The 13,815-nt window shown below is 66.9% G+C and carries 11 protein-coding genes; 4 read left to right on the forward strand and 7 right to left on the reverse strand.

All coding sequences use genetic code 11. From position 1 onward, the window contains the following. The first annotated feature begins 171 nt into the window (after positions 1-171). Positions 172-2,175 (forward strand): methyl-accepting chemotaxis protein, encoded by a 2,004-nt coding sequence (locus tag L0U83_RS22395; RefSeq protein ID WP_233886283.1) that lies wholly within the window; start codon positions 172-174, stop codon positions 2,173-2,175. A 98-nt stretch (positions 2,176-2,273) separates the two neighbouring features. On the opposite strand, the gene L0U83_RS22400 is transcribed toward L0U83_RS22395, so the two are convergent. Then, positions 2,274-3,158 (reverse strand): peptidylprolyl isomerase, encoded by an 885-nt coding sequence (locus tag L0U83_RS22400; protein ID WP_233886284.1) that lies wholly within the window; start codon positions 3,156-3,158, stop codon positions 2,274-2,276. A 215-nt stretch (positions 3,159-3,373) separates the two neighbouring features. Beyond that, on the reverse strand, positions 3,374-5,908 hold the full coding sequence (locus tag L0U83_RS22405; protein ID WP_233886607.1) for a penicillin-binding protein 1A: 2,535 nt from the start codon (positions 5,906-5,908) through the stop codon (positions 3,374-3,376). A 279-nt stretch (positions 5,909-6,187) separates the two neighbouring features. On the opposite strand from L0U83_RS22405, the gene L0U83_RS22410 reads away from it, so the two are divergent. Next, positions 6,188-7,360 (forward strand): porin, encoded by a 1,173-nt coding sequence (locus L0U83_RS22410; RefSeq protein ID WP_233886285.1) that lies wholly within the window; start codon positions 6,188-6,190, stop codon positions 7,358-7,360. Here L0U83_RS22410 and L0U83_RS22415 read toward each other — a convergent pair whose 3' ends face one another. From L0U83_RS22415 to L0U83_RS22430, 4 genes are all read right to left on the reverse strand, one after another. Further along, the gene (locus L0U83_RS22415) at positions 7,361-7,657 is read right to left on the reverse strand and encodes a hypothetical protein (protein WP_233886286.1); all 297 of its coding nucleotides are present in this window, start codon (positions 7,655-7,657) and stop codon (positions 7,361-7,363) included. A 94-nt stretch (positions 7,658-7,751) separates the two neighbouring features. Beyond that, positions 7,752-8,366, reverse strand: a complete 615-nt coding sequence (locus L0U83_RS22420) for a flavin reductase family protein (RefSeq protein WP_233886287.1) — start codon at positions 8,364-8,366, stop codon at positions 7,752-7,754. A 213-nt stretch (positions 8,367-8,579) separates the two neighbouring features. After that, positions 8,580-8,735: a hypothetical protein gene (locus tag L0U83_RS22425; protein ID WP_165822904.1), complete on the reverse strand. Its 156-nt coding sequence runs from the start codon at positions 8,733-8,735 to the stop codon at positions 8,580-8,582. Positions 8,736-8,935: 200 nt separating this feature from the next. Next, positions 8,936-9,847, reverse strand: a complete 912-nt coding sequence (locus L0U83_RS22430; protein ID WP_233886288.1) for a hypothetical protein — start codon at positions 9,845-9,847, stop codon at positions 8,936-8,938. Between the two features lie 438 nt (positions 9,848-10,285). Between L0U83_RS22430 and L0U83_RS22435 the strand changes: the two genes are divergently transcribed. Continuing rightward, a complete protein-coding gene (locus tag L0U83_RS22435; RefSeq protein WP_233886289.1) occupies positions 10,286-11,371 on the forward strand; it encodes an AGE family epimerase/isomerase in 1,086 nt (361 codons plus the stop codon). Between the two features lie 80 nt (positions 11,372-11,451). Here L0U83_RS22435 and L0U83_RS22440 read toward each other — a convergent pair whose 3' ends face one another. Continuing rightward, positions 11,452-13,011 (reverse strand): methyl-accepting chemotaxis protein, encoded by a 1,560-nt coding sequence (locus tag L0U83_RS22440; protein ID WP_233886290.1) that lies wholly within the window; start codon positions 13,009-13,011, stop codon positions 11,452-11,454. A gap of 289 nt (positions 13,012-13,300) precedes the next feature. Here L0U83_RS22440 and L0U83_RS22445 point away from each other — a divergent pair, with 289 nt between their 5' ends. Continuing rightward, on the forward strand, positions 13,301-13,735 hold the full coding sequence (locus tag L0U83_RS22445) for a PaaI family thioesterase (protein WP_233886291.1): 435 nt from the start codon (positions 13,301-13,303) through the stop codon (positions 13,733-13,735). The last annotated feature ends 80 nt before the right edge of the window (positions 13,736-13,815 follow it).

Raw genomic sequence — 13,815 nt, forward strand, 5'->3', positions numbered from 1 at the left:
AACTGTCCCAATCTTTGCGACACAAAATCACGTGTCCGTTCGCATACCATATGAAATTGCGAGGTTTTCATGTTTACCCCTAAAGGATTGCTCGCGCGCGCCGTAATGCGTCATGCCAGCGCCTCGAGGGCGCAGGTTCCTTCTTCACAGCTCTATTCCGGAACCGAACTCATGCTTTCACGCTTATCAGGCCGCGCGAGCGTCGGCGTGCGCCTCGCCTTGCTATCGTGCGTGCTCGTCGCGGCAATATTTGCCGCCTTCACGTGGGCGATCACGCACTCGGCGGCGACGCAGGTCGGCGACCAGGTGCGCGCGCGCATCACCGACAAGGACCAGTCGGTCGCTTCGTCGATCTCGCTGATCGACGGCGCGCTCGACGCCGAAGTCGACCGCGCCATGCAGCTCTTCGAGAGCTTCCTGCCCGGCACCGTCACGCTCGACCCCACGCAAACGGTCGACATTGGCGGCAAGGCCACGCCGGTCTTCAAGTCCGGCGACCACGTGCTGAACCTGGACTTCACGGTCCCCGACCAGTTTCTCGCGCGCAGCGGCGAAATCGCCACGATTTTCGCGCGCAGCGGCGACGACTTCGTGCGCGTGACCACGTCGCTCAAGAAGCAGGACGGCTCGCGCGCGATTGGCACGCTGCTCGACCGCAAAGGCCCCGCGTACGGCCCGGTGCTTGCCAACCGCACCTATACCGGCCTCGCCCAGTTGTTCGGCAAACAGTACATCACGCAATACAAGCCGATTCTCGACGCGAGCGGCCACGTCATCGGCGCGCTCTTCGTCGGCGTGGACGTGGGCGCGCAAATCGACGCGCTCAAGAGCGAGATCGCCAAGCTCAAGATCGGTGAAAGCGGCTATTACTTCGTGATGGACGCTTCGGACGGCCCGACGCGCGGCACCTTCCTCGTGCATCCAGGCGCCGCCGGCAAACACTACGACGACGCCAACGCGCCCTGGTCGCGCATGCTCGAGGCGCGCGATGGCACGCTCGACTACACCTCCGCCGACTCGACGCGTGACGAGCGCGATGCGCGCGCGAAGTTCGTCTCGTTCGTGAGCGTGCCGCAGTGGCAATGGCTCGTGGGCGGCGTCGCAGTGCGTGACGAGATCATGGCCGACGTGAACGCCACGCGCGACCGCTTCGCGGCGATCGGCCTCGTGCTGGTCGCGCTCTTCGCGGCGCTTTCGATCTACGCGGCGCGCCGCCTCGTGAGCCAGCCGCTCGACGCCGCAGCGCTTGCCGCCGGCCAGCTCGCCGCAGGCGACCTCACGGTGCGCATCAGCAACCGCGGCGGCATCGGCAATGCGGCGGACGCGCAGGGCGCGGCGGGTGCCGACGAGATCGGCCGACTCACGCGCGCCATCGACGGCATTGGCGTGGGCCTCGCACAGATCGTCGCGCAGGTGCGCAGCGCCACGGCGCAGATGAGCGAAGACACCTCGCGCATCGCACAAGGCAGCGGCGAGATTGCTTCGCGCATCGCGAGCCAGGCGAGCAGCCTGGAAGAGACGGCGGCGAGCATGGAAGAGTTGACCTCCACCGTGCAGCAGAACGCCGACCACGCGACGCGCGCGAACAGCGTGGTGACCAGCGCAGCCGAAGCCGCGGTCGACGGCGGCCGCGCCGTGAGCCGGGTAGTGGAAACGATGAACGACATCAGCCGCGCATCGCAGAAGATCGCCGAGATCACCGGCGTGATCGACGGCATCGCGTTCCAGACCAACATCCTCGCGCTCAACGCAGCCGTGGAAGCGGCGCGCGCGGGCGAGCACGGCAAGGGCTTCGCCGTGGTGGCGAGCGAAGTGCGCGCGCTTGCGCAGCGCAGCGCGGCGGCGGCGAAGGAAATCTCGGCGCTGATCACCGAATCGTCGTCGACAGTCGAGACGGGTTATCGCATCGCCGGCGAAGCGAGCACGACCATGCGTGGCATCGTCGCGCGCGTGGACGAAATGCGGGCAATCATCGGCGAGATCAGCGTGGCCTCGCGCGAACAATCGGGCGGCATCGAGCAGGTGAACATCGCGGTTTCGCAGATCGGCGCGGCGACGCAGCAGAACGCTGCGCTCGTAGGCGATGCCGAGCGCGCCGCCTCCGCGCTCAACGATCACGCGGCTGCGCTCGCCGAGCTCGTTTCCGTGTTCAAGGTGCACGAGCCACGCGCGTAGTACCTTCGGGGCATGATTCGCAGTGCCCAACAAAAAAGGCGGCGTCACACAGGACGCCGCCTTTTTCGTTAGCTGCGCGGCAGATGCCGCGCGCCGTCTCACTGCACGATTGTCGCCGAGCGCGCGAGTTCGGCCACGCGTTGCCCGAGCGCGGCCTGCATGGCCTCGTCCTGCAACTGGCGGCGAATGTCGTCTTTCGCCGTATCGTACGCCGGCACTTGCATCGGACGCTTGCTTTCGAGGCGCACGATCAGCCAGCCGTCGCCGGCATTCAGCGGCTGCGGCGCGGTTTCGCCGGGCGCGAGCCCCGTGATGACCTGCGCGAGCGGCATGGGCACGCCGTGCGTGTTGCCTTCGGTGAGCGGCAGCATGAAGCTCATCCACGGCATCTCGCCGCCGGTCGCCTTCGTCGCCCCGACGCCATACTGGCGCGCCAGGCCGGCGAACGGCTGGCCGCCCTTCACCGCCGCGAGCACGGTCTTCGCGGTCGCCTCGTCGGCCACGGCGATCACCTCCGGCTTGTACTCTTCCTTGCCGAACGTCGCGATGACCGATTCGTAGCGCGATTTGATCTCGCTGTCCGTGATCTTCGGCGCGTGCACGTTGTCCAGAATCCACGCGCGGATCTCGGCGTCGGTCTTTTCGGCGTCGGGGAACTGCGCGACCTCGGGGCGCTGGTCGTAGTGCCCGAGCACGGCCTGCTGGCGCAGCAGTTCGCGGGCGATCAGGTCGTCCTTGAGCGCGGCGCGCAGTTGCGGCGTGTCGGGCGCGCCGGTGCGGCTCATCACGTTGCCCACTGCCGTGTCGAGCGCGGATTGCGCGATGACCTGCCCGTTCACGAGCGCGGCGGCGCCCGCGGGCAGCGCTGCGGCCTTGGCGGGCGCAAGTGAAGCTTCGGTGGCGTGAGCGAGCGTGGGCACCACCGTGCTCGCCGCCACCGAGGTGAACGAGAGCAGGCACAGCGCGCGGATGGATCGGGACATGCGTGACATTTCGATTGACTCCAGCGTGTTCGGAAAGCCCGGGCGCAAGAAGCGCCAGGGGCAGGTTTTGATCCGCGCGAATCTAGCGGAATCTCGAAGCGCTGTTGTCAGGAAGTGTCAAACGGACGCGGGGCCGGATTGGAATCTTGCGGCAGGTCAAGCGCGAGGCGTCCGCCCGCGCCGTCACGCTCAGGTGGCGGCGCGCTCGGATGCGTTCATTGTCCCTGTGGCTGCGCCACCGGTGGCGTGTAGCTTGCGCTCGCGCCCGGCGTGTCAGGTTCGGCATCATCGGGTGTCGGAGTCGGCGCAAGCGCCGGCTCCTGCGCCGGATACGAAGGCTGTGGAGCTTGTGCAGGCGGCGCGCTGGACGGCCCGACGATCGGCGGCACGCCCATGATCGCGCGCGCGGCCGCTTCCGCGGCTGCCGCCGAAGCGGCAGAAGGCGGCGGAACCGCAGAAGGCGCCGATGCCCCCGCCTCCGAAGCCGCAGAAGCCACCGATGCAGGCGCGGGAGCGCTCACGCGCGGCGGCGGCGCATGCCGCACCGGCGCGCTTTGCGGCGGCGCCGCTTCGTGCGTGCCGACCAGCTTGTCCATCCACGCACGCAGCTTCTCGCGGAAAGTCTCGAACGCGCCCGGCGTCACTTCGGTGTCGAAGCGCGCGCGCGGATCGACGAGGCGCTGGCGCAGCGCACGCTGGAAGAAGTCGCCGACGATCGGCAGCGCGCTGCGCGCGCCCTGCCCCCAGTAGTCGTCGAGCGTCACGCGGCCATCGTCGAAACCCACCCATGCGCCCGCCACGAGTTGCGGATCCATCAGGATGAACCAGCCGTCCGTGTTGGCCTGGGTCGTGCCGGTCTTGCCCGCCACGTCGCCGCGAATGCCAAAGCGCGAGCGGATGGCCGCACCCGTTCCGCGGTTCACGACGTCGCGCATCGTGTCGAGAAGCGTGCGGTCCGCCTCCGCGGAAAGCGCACGCTCGGGCGAAGCGCTCTCGAACTGCGCGAGCACGTTGCCCTTGCGGTCCTCGATGCTCGTGACCATGCGCGGTTCGAGATACACGCCGTCGTTGGCGATCGTGCTGTAGGCGGAGACCATCTCCTTCAATGTGACCGGGCTCGTGCCGAGCGCAAGCGACGGCACCGGGTCGAGCTGGCTGTCGCGCACGCCCATCGCGCGCGCGAGGCGCGCGACCTTGTCCGGGCCCACCGTCTGCATCAGTTGCGCGGTGATGCGGTTGCGCGAGAACGCGATCGCGTCGCGCAGCGTCATCGGGCGGTCGCTCGGCGGCACGTCGTCGGTCGGTTTCCAGATTTCACCGCCCGCCAGCGGAATCTCCACCGGCTGGTCGATGAACGTGTCGGTCGGCTTCGCGCCCGCCGCGTAGGCCGCGCCGTACACGAACGGCTTGAACGTCGAGCCCGGCTGACGGCGCGCCTGCTGCACATGGTCGAACGGTTCCTCGGTGAAATCGCGGCTGCCCACCCACGCCTTGATCTGCCCGTTGCGCGGGTCGATGGCGAGGAAGCCCGCCTCCACCGCGGTCTTGCTCTTGCAGAGGTTGCGCATGAAGGTGCGGTCGGCGGCGAGTTGCTTGAGCGCGTCGGCATCGCTCGCTCCCGCGTCGCGCGCGCTCTTGTAGTCCTGTGTTTCGCGCATGAACGTCGCGAACAGGTCGTTGCTGGATGTGCAGCCGTTGCGTCCGCTCCACGCGCCGTTCGCGATGCCCTGGAGCTGGTTCGAGTGCTGGCGCAGCGCGGCGGTCGCCATCTGCTGGAGACGCGAATCAATCGTGGTGCGCACCACGAGACCATCGGAATAGATGTTGTAGTCATTGCGGTCGGCCCACGAGATCAGCCACTTGCGCAGTTGCAGCGCGAAGTGCGGCGCGGGGCCGGGCGGCTCGGTCTGACGCTCGAAGTCGAGGCGCAGCGGCTTCTTCGAAAGCGTGGCGTACTGCGCCTCGCTGAGCTTGCCGTACTTCACCATCTGGCCGAGCACCGTGTTGCGACGCGCGAGCGCGCGCTCGGGGTTGATCACCGGGTTGTAATACGCGTTGCCCTTCAGCATGCCCGTGAGCGTCGCGGCTTGCAGGACGTCGAGTTGATCCGCCGAAACGCCGAAGTAGGTGCGCGACGCCATCTCGATGCCGTAGGCGTTATAGAGAAACGGCACCGTGTTCAGATACGTTTCGAGAATCTGCTGCTTGCTATACACCGCTTCGATCTTGAACGCCGTGATCGCTTCTTTGATCTTGCGCGTGAGCGTCGGCGCGCGGCCGATTTCATCGGGATAGAGATTGCGCGCGAGTTGCTGCGTGATGGTCGAGCCGCCCTGGCGGTCGCCCGAGAACGTGTGCAGCGCCGCGCCCGCCGTGCGCTTGAAGTCGATGCCGTGGTGTTCGTAGAAGCGGTGATCCTCGGTGGAGATCAGTGCATCGACCATGTGCGGCGAGATCTGGGCGAGCGGCACCCATTCGCGGTTCGAGGGCTTGAATTCGGCGAGCACCTTGCCGTCTGCGGAAAGGATCTGGGCCGGCTCGTCCACACGCGCCTTGCGGATATCGCCAATGCTCGGCGTGAACGGGATCAGCACGAGCACGTAGAGCACGACGAGCGCCGGCAGCGCGCCAATGGCCATGAGCACGCCGCGCCGCGTGGGATGCCGCAGATGGTGGAGCGCACGCGCGCAAAACGGGCGGACAAACGCGCCAAGCCGCGCGGCGGCAGGCTTCAGGCGGGACAACGACATCGCGATTCGATCGCGGATCAACGGCACGTAACGCTTCACGCGGCAGGTAGGGTCGGCTGGCAAAGCGTGAATCGTACCAAACTCCCAGGTCCCCTCTTTCATCCCGCCGATTCGAGCCCTACAGCGCCATGAATCGATTTATGACACGGAAATGAAAAAATCCTTCCGCATACAGGAAGAATCCTCTCCAGTCACAGCCGGTTTTCCGGCGCCTTTCCCTCCCTACACTCCTGTCGCTGTTGCACACGCCACGAAACAACAACGCTACAGGAACCTTGAATGAAGAACACCGTCTCGCTCACCACCGCTGCCGCCGTGCTCGGCGCACTCGGCACGCTCGCCGCGCCCGCCGCCCACGCGCAAAGCTCGGTCACGCTCTACGGCCTGATCGACGCCGGCATCATGTACACGAACAACGTCGCGAGCGGCAAGTCCAGCGGTGCGCTCTGGCAGGCGACGAGCGGCAACGTGAACGGCAGCCGCTTCGGCGTGCGCGGCAGCGAGGACCTGGGCGGCGGCCTGCATGCGGTCTTCGTGCTCGAAAACGGCTTCAACGTGCAAAACGGCAAGCTCGGCCAGGACGGCCGCATGTTCGGCCGTCAGGCCTACGTGGGTCTCGCGAGCGACCAGTTCGGCTCGCTCACGCTCGGCCGCCAGTACGATTCGCTCGTCGACTTCGTCGCGCCGCTTTCGGCCACGGCAGGCACCTTCGGCGACACGGGCTTCGCGCATCCGTTCGACAACGACAACCTGAACCACTCGCTGCGCATGAGCAACGCGGTCAAGTTCACGAGCAATACGTATAGCGGCCTGAAGTTCGGCGCCTTGTACGCGTTCTCGAACAGCACCGACTTCGCCGTGAACCGCGCCTACAGCTTCGGCGCGAGCTACACCAACGGGCCGCTCGCCATCGCGGCGGGTTACCTGCAACTGAACGGCACCCAGGGCGCCACGGCGAGCAGCCCGGGCGCGGTGGATCTCGCGGAATCGACGGCCAACGGCAAGGGCGGCTTCGCGCTCGGCGCCAACCGTCTGCGCTCGTTCGGCGGCGGCATCAACTACACGTTCGGCCCGGCCACGGCGGGCTTCGTGTTCACGCGCAGCGAATACGCGGGCACCAGCTCGTTCGGCTCGCAGGGCGGCGACATGAGCTTCAACAATTACGAAGTGAACGGGAAATATCAGTTGAACCCGGCGTGGAGCCTGGGTCTCGCCTACACCTTCACGGATGGCCACGTGAGCAACACGACCACTTTCGGCGCCGATCCGAAGTGGAACCAGGTGAACGCGCAGGTCGTGTATCGCCTGTCGAAGCGCACCGATCTCTACGGCGAGGCGATGTATCAGCACGCCACGGGGCACAACTACGTGGCGTTCATCAACACGGCGGGCGGCGCTTCTTCGACGGCCAATCAGGTGGTGGGCACGGTGGGGATGCGCGCACGCTTCTAATCACAGCACCAGCGACAGCGCGATCGACACCCACACGGCCGTCGCGCCGCAGAGAAAGGCGCGGCGCGCCATCAGAAAGCGCGACTCGTCGTTGGGCTTCGCGGGCGACGTGGCGAGCCACGGCACGCTGCCGAGGCACGCGAATCCCGCGAGCGCAATGCCGACGACCACGCGGTCGCCGATGCGCCAGGCCGAGGGCTCGTGCAGCCCCCAATAGCCCAGCGCGATCATGCCGATCGAAAACATTGTCGAGGCGGCCGAACTGAGCGCCACCACCGATCCCGTCGGAGATTGCATCGATTGCCTCCCTCGCGCGCCTCGCGCTGTCGGGCCATTATCGGCGGGCGTGCGGGAGGCGGCAACGCCGCACTCTGCCCGCGCCCGAAGCGGCTTACGCGCTCGGCCGCACCATCTGGAACATCTCACCGATCTGCGCGTAGTCGGCGCGATAGCCCGCGCGCATCACGGGCTGGGCGGCGTGCGTATCGAAGATGCCGTCCTTCAGGAACTCCTCGCGGATGTGCACGCCCACCACCTGCCCCAGCGCGAGCCAGTTGTCCATGGGCGTGCCGTCCAGCGTTTTGAGCCGCACGATCTGCAGCAGCTTGCATTCGAGCGCGGCCGGCGACTCGGCCACGTGCGGCACCGCGACGCTACGGCCCGGCGCGGCCGTCAGGCCCGCGAGCGTGAATTCGTCGACGTCGGCGGCGACAGGCGCGGAGGTGCGGTTCATCTGCGGCGCCAGCGCCTTCGACGTGAGGTTCCAGACGAACTCACCGGTCTCCTCGATGTTGCTGATGCTGTCTTTGCGGCCTTCGCTGCAGAACCCGATGATCGGCGGAAAGGTGGCGAACGCGCCAAAGAAACTGTAGGGCGCGAGATTGAGCACGCCGCTGTGCGCGCGGCTCGAGATCCAGCCGATCATGCGCGGCGCGACGATCGCCTTGAACGGGTCGTGCGGCAGGCCGTGGCCGCGGGCGGGGTCGTAGAAGTAAGTATTGGACATGTAGTGTGAGGCTTAGCGATTTCGATGCGGCATCACTATGACACGAGCCGTGCGCGCTTGCCGTCACGCCCAGCCAGGCCGCGTCGCCTCGCAACTGCCCCAAACGCAACAAGGCCGGCTCTCTTTCGAGAGGCGGCCTTGTTTGAAGACCTGGCGGTCTGACCGGAGAAACGCGTTGGACGGCGCGCGCCGTCCGAAGCGCTTCAGCTTCGATCAGTCACGCGGCATGCCGAACGGCATGTAGTGCGAGCGGCGGACGCGCTCGGCTTCGCGGTGACGCGCTTCGTACGAATATTCCGAATCCATCGGCAGATACGGCGACGCGAAGAGGTCGCTCACCTTTTGGAACAGTGCAAAGATGAAGCTCATGGCGACTCCCAGTTAGGCTGCAGTTCAGGGTTTTCCCTAAGACAGAACGAATTATAGGGTTTTCCCTAGGGCAACGCTAGTGCGACGCAGCAAAAAAACTGCGACGCGCCGTCACATGGGGGCGCGCGCAATCGATGCGTTGCAGCAAAACAACGCATCGAGATTTCGGATACAGGGGCGGGATCGCGGGGCGAAGCCGTTCAGCGGGTGGCTTTCTGGGTGCTTTTAGCGTGAGCCGCACGCGCGGAATGCGCCGCTGCACGGCGCGCTGGCGTGGGCGCCGCCTTGGCGGGCGACGCCTTGACCACCGGGCGGGCAGGCGCCGCCGTGGTTTCCGCGGCAGCAGTAGCCGCCGCCGCAGCAGCAGTTGCAGCGGCGGTTTGCGCGGCAACGCGCTGCGACAAGTCGTCGAGCGTGGACTGCTGCTTCAGGATGAACTGCTCGAGGCGCGCCTCATCTGCACGGGATTCGTTTGCGAGGCTGTCGAGCCGCACCGACTGCGCGATCCCGAAACCCACCGATGCAAGCACTGCCACCGAGACGGCAGCGAGCACCCACTTGAGTTGCCGCGAAGACGCGGCGGCCATGCGGCGCTGCTCGGCGAGCGCGCCCTGAAGCGTGTCGAGGCGCTCCGCCAGCGCATCCGGCTCGGCGGCCGCCGTGTGAGCGGCTTCGGGTGCGAACCCGGCAGGTTCCACGCGCGGCTCGACGCGCTCAGCATCGTCGATGGCAAACGACGGCTCGGCGACGAAGGCCGCAGCAGCGTCCTGCGCATCACCCAGGCTCGGCGCCACCGCTTCGGTCACGGCCGGGGCAGCGGCACGCTTCGCCCGCGGCGCGCGGCGCGCAGTCGTTGCACCCGCAACCGGGCTCGCAATGCTCGGCTCGTCACCGGGCGCTGCCGCCGCTTGAGCGGGCTTCAGGCTTTCGAAGCCGCTCAGCGTGCCCTGCCGCACGGGAGCATCCGCTTCGGCAACCGCGGCAAGACCCTCGCCGGCAAGCGCTTGCGCACCATCGGATTCAGATGCAACAGGGGATTCAGTAACGTTGGACGACGCAGCGGTGGCGCGCGGCTGCCACGGTGCGTTGCGTTCAGGATGCGAAGAGCTCAAGGATGCGTTATCTGCGTAATCAGCCATGGGTCAGCGATGCGGTTCGCGTCGCGCGCCGGCCGGTCACGGCCGTTTGGCGACGTCCTCGTGTTCTGGTTCGAAGGCGCATTGTCGCATGCCAGAACGCGTGGCTAGATGCTCTTCCGCGACTTACCCAGCGGGCATCGAATAGACAACCCGCTCAGGTCAACTCGGCGCGCCGTCCTCGCAAAACTCCTTCACGTCGGGCAAGCGGCGCAGCGTGATCATCACTTCGTGACGCGCTTGGCACGTCGAGCACGCGCGTGAAGCAGTTTGTCGTGCACCAGACGACGACTCGCCAGAGCTGGAAGGCGCGGCCGCCCGGCGGCAAGCGGGAACGTGCCGCGCATTTTGCGAATGCGTACAATCGCCCGCATTGCTCTTTTGAAGTGACGCGGTCCGCCGCACCTTTTCGCCATGAACACACCTACGAACGCCGCCAGCCTGCGCGAGCATTTCGACCGCATCGTCCTGCCGATGTGGCGCGGCCCGGGCTTCAACGCCGACCTGCGCCTGCCCTACGAAGCGCTCGACGCGGCCGGTGCGAAGCCGCTGCCCGTCACGCGATACCGCGCGATGGCGTGCGCCCGCCAGCTCTTCGTCTTCTCGCAGGCGAGCGACGCCGCGCACGCGCACACGCTTTTCGATACGCTGCGCCACACTTATCAGGACCCGAAGCACGGCGGATGGTTCTACAGCGTCGACGCAGCCGGCGTGCCGCTCGACACCACCAAAGACCTCTACACGCACGCCTTCGTGGTGTTCGCAACGGCGGCGTACGGCCAGCGCTTCGGCGTGACCGAGGCGCTCGACGTCGCGCGCGAAACGTCCTCGCTGATCGTCGACCGCTTCGCCGCCCGCGACGGCCTGCTCAACGCGGCGCTCGACGCTTCCTTTGCGAGCGTGACCGGGGCTCCGCTGCAGAATCCGCTCATGCACCTCACCGAAGCTTGGCTCGCCGCGAGTGACGCGACCGGCGACAGTGCGTTCGACACGGCCATCACGAAGCTCGTCGAAGCGCTTGCGCGCGGCTTCCTGCACGAGCCGACGGGCTGTATCGCCGAATTGCCGCTCGGCGCGGCGGACAATCGCCTCGAGCCTGGACATCAGTTCGAATGGTTCTGGCTGGCAACGCGCGCGGGCGCGCGGCTGGGCGCGTCGGGTCTGGACGAAGCGCTCGCGCGCGCCTTCGCGTTTGCACAGAAGCACGGCGTAGACCCGGAGACGGGAGCCGTGGCGGCCGCGCTCGACGAGCACGGCCGTGTGATTGATGCGACGCAGCGGATCTGGGCGCAGACGGAATATTTGCGCGCGCTCGCCACACACGGCGACGCCGAGGTGCGCGCCGCACTCGCGCCGCAAGTCGCGCGCTTCGCGCCGCGCTTTCTGACGCCGCAGGGCTGGGTGGAGTGCCGCAGCGCAAACGGCGACGTGGCGCGCGCGGACATGCCGTCCACGACGCCGTATCACCTGTTGACCGCCTATCAGGGCATGGGCGTCTGAGGCGTGATCACTCGAAACGCGAAGCGCCGCGGCGGGCGGGCGCAAGCCCGCCGCTGCGGCGCTTAAGACACTCAGGCCACTCAGGCCGCCAGTACGGCCGGCGAAATCTCGAACGCCGCCACGGCCTCGGAAAGCTGGCGCGTTTGCTGATGCAACGAAGCCGCGGCAGCCGCGGCCTCCTCGACGAGCGCCGCATTCTGCTGGGTCATCTGATCCATCTGCGAGACGGCCTGATTCACCTGATCAATGCCCGTGCTCTGCTCGAGCGACGAGGCGCTGATACCCGCCATCATCTGCGTGGCCCGCGAGATCGAGTTCGACACCTCGCGCATCGACTCACCCGCGCGCTCTACCAGTTCCGAGCCGCCGCGAATCTGCGAAACCGACTCGCTGATCAGCGTCTTGATCTCCTTGGCCGACTGCGCGCTGCGCTGCGCGAGCCCGCGCACCTCGCCCGCGACGACCGCGAAGCCGCGGCCCTGCTCGCCCGCGCGCGCCGCTTCCACCGCCGCGTTCAACGCCAGAATGTTGGTCTGGAACGCGATGCCGTCGATCACGCCAATGATCTCCGCGATCTTGTCGGAGCTTTGCGCAATGCCGCGCATGCGCTCGACGACCTCACCCACCACGGCGCCGCCACGCGCGGTCGCGTCGAGCGCGGCCTCCGCCAGCGCGTTCGCCTCGCGCGCGTTCTCGGCCGTGTTGCGCACGGTGCCCGTCAACTCCTCCATGCTCGCCGCCGTTTGCTCCAGCGACGCCGCCTGCGATTCGGTGCGCGCCGAAAGGTCGGCGTTGCCGGTGGCAATCTCGTCGGCGCCCACGTTGATGGAGCCCGCCGTTTCCCGCACGGTATGGACCGTACGAGCGAGGCTGGACTGCATCAGTGCAAGGCCCTGGAAGAGCCGGCCAATCTCGTTCTCGCCGCGCGCGGCGACGCGCTCGTCGAGGCGCCCGCGCGCGATACGGTCGAAATGGCGGCCCGCTTCCTCGAGCGGCTCCACCACGCCGCGCCGCAACGCGAAGTGCACGCCGGTCGCGAGGGCGATCAGCAGAATCAGGATGAAGACGCCCACGCCCTGGAAAAGCGCGAGGCGCGAGTCGATCGAGTCGAGCGAAGCGCGGCTCGCCGCCGAGCTGAATTGCGCGAAGGCATGCAGCTCGGCGAGATAGGCGTCCTGGTACGACTGCGTCGGCTGGTCGAGGAAGGCTTGCAGATTGTTGCCGTTGAGGTCGTCGATCAGCTCGCCAAGCGCCTTGCGGTACACCTGGTAGCGCTCGCCGAGCGCGGCGACGCGCGCGCGGTTGTCGTCGTTGATCGGCGGTACGGCCATGAGCGCCGCGAACGTGGTGTCGGCGGCGGCGAGCTGGTCGCGTGCGTGACTGACCATGTCGGTCGGCACCGTGCCGCCACGGACCATGCGCGTGCCCGCGCGCGAGAGATTGATACGGGCGTCCATCAACTGCTGGGTGATGACGTTGGCGGCGCTCGCCTGCCGCAACGCCACTTTCGAGAGGTCGGCCACGTCGTCGTGCGTGCGCGTGAGCGACCAGTAACCAAGTCCTGCGGTCACGAGCTGCAGTACACAGAACGCGACGAGGACACACAACAGGCCGGATGCGACCTTGATCTTGCTGAACATCGGGACACCTGGGATGGCAGTGAATGAGTGAAGCGCGAGCATGTGATCGCTCGGCCCCGCACTGCGTTTACGGCCGCGCAAACGTTGTTTTTGAGCCCCAAACCGTGAATAAACCGTGAAAAAACGCCCCAAAATGCGCAACGAATAATTTCAGCAATGGTTGCATGGTCATTTCCAGCATTTCTCGCAACAATAAAATGCCGACTCGGAGCGATTCACCTTGACTCGACGCCGATGCTACCTAGAGTGGTTAGGAAACCACTCGGGGATAGACCCAGGGAATGCCACGATGACAGATCTTGTGGATCGCGCACGCGGCGCTTTGCATGCCCAACCGTTCAGCGTGCTGCTCGGAACCGAACTGACGCACGTCGGGGCCGACGAGCTGACCCTGCGGCTGCCGGTACGCGACGAGCTCAAGCAGCAGCACGGCTTCGTTCATGGCGGAGTGATCAGCTATCTCGCTGACAACGCGCTGACCTTCGCCGGGGCGCTGGCGCTCGGGCCGCGGGTGGTGACGGCGGAATACAAGATCAACTATCTGCGCCCGGCGCTCAAGGGCACGCTCATGGCGCGGGCGCGCGTGGTGCACGCGGGTCGGCACCAGGCCACTTGCCAGTGCAGCGTCTACGTGATGGAAAACGGCGACGAAAAGCTCGTGGCGCTCGCGCAGGGGACGGTAAACCGGATGCCGGAAGGCAACGGGCCGGAAGAGAAAAGTTAGACCAACTGAAAGGCCTGCGCCGCAAAACGAAGCGCGCGAGGCGAAGCGGGTCTGCCCCGCCTCCCCTCGCGCGCTTTTTC

This window comes from Paraburkholderia flagellata (assembly GCF_021390645.1).
Lineage (GTDB): Bacteria > Pseudomonadota > Gammaproteobacteria > Burkholderiales > Burkholderiaceae > Paraburkholderia > Paraburkholderia flagellata.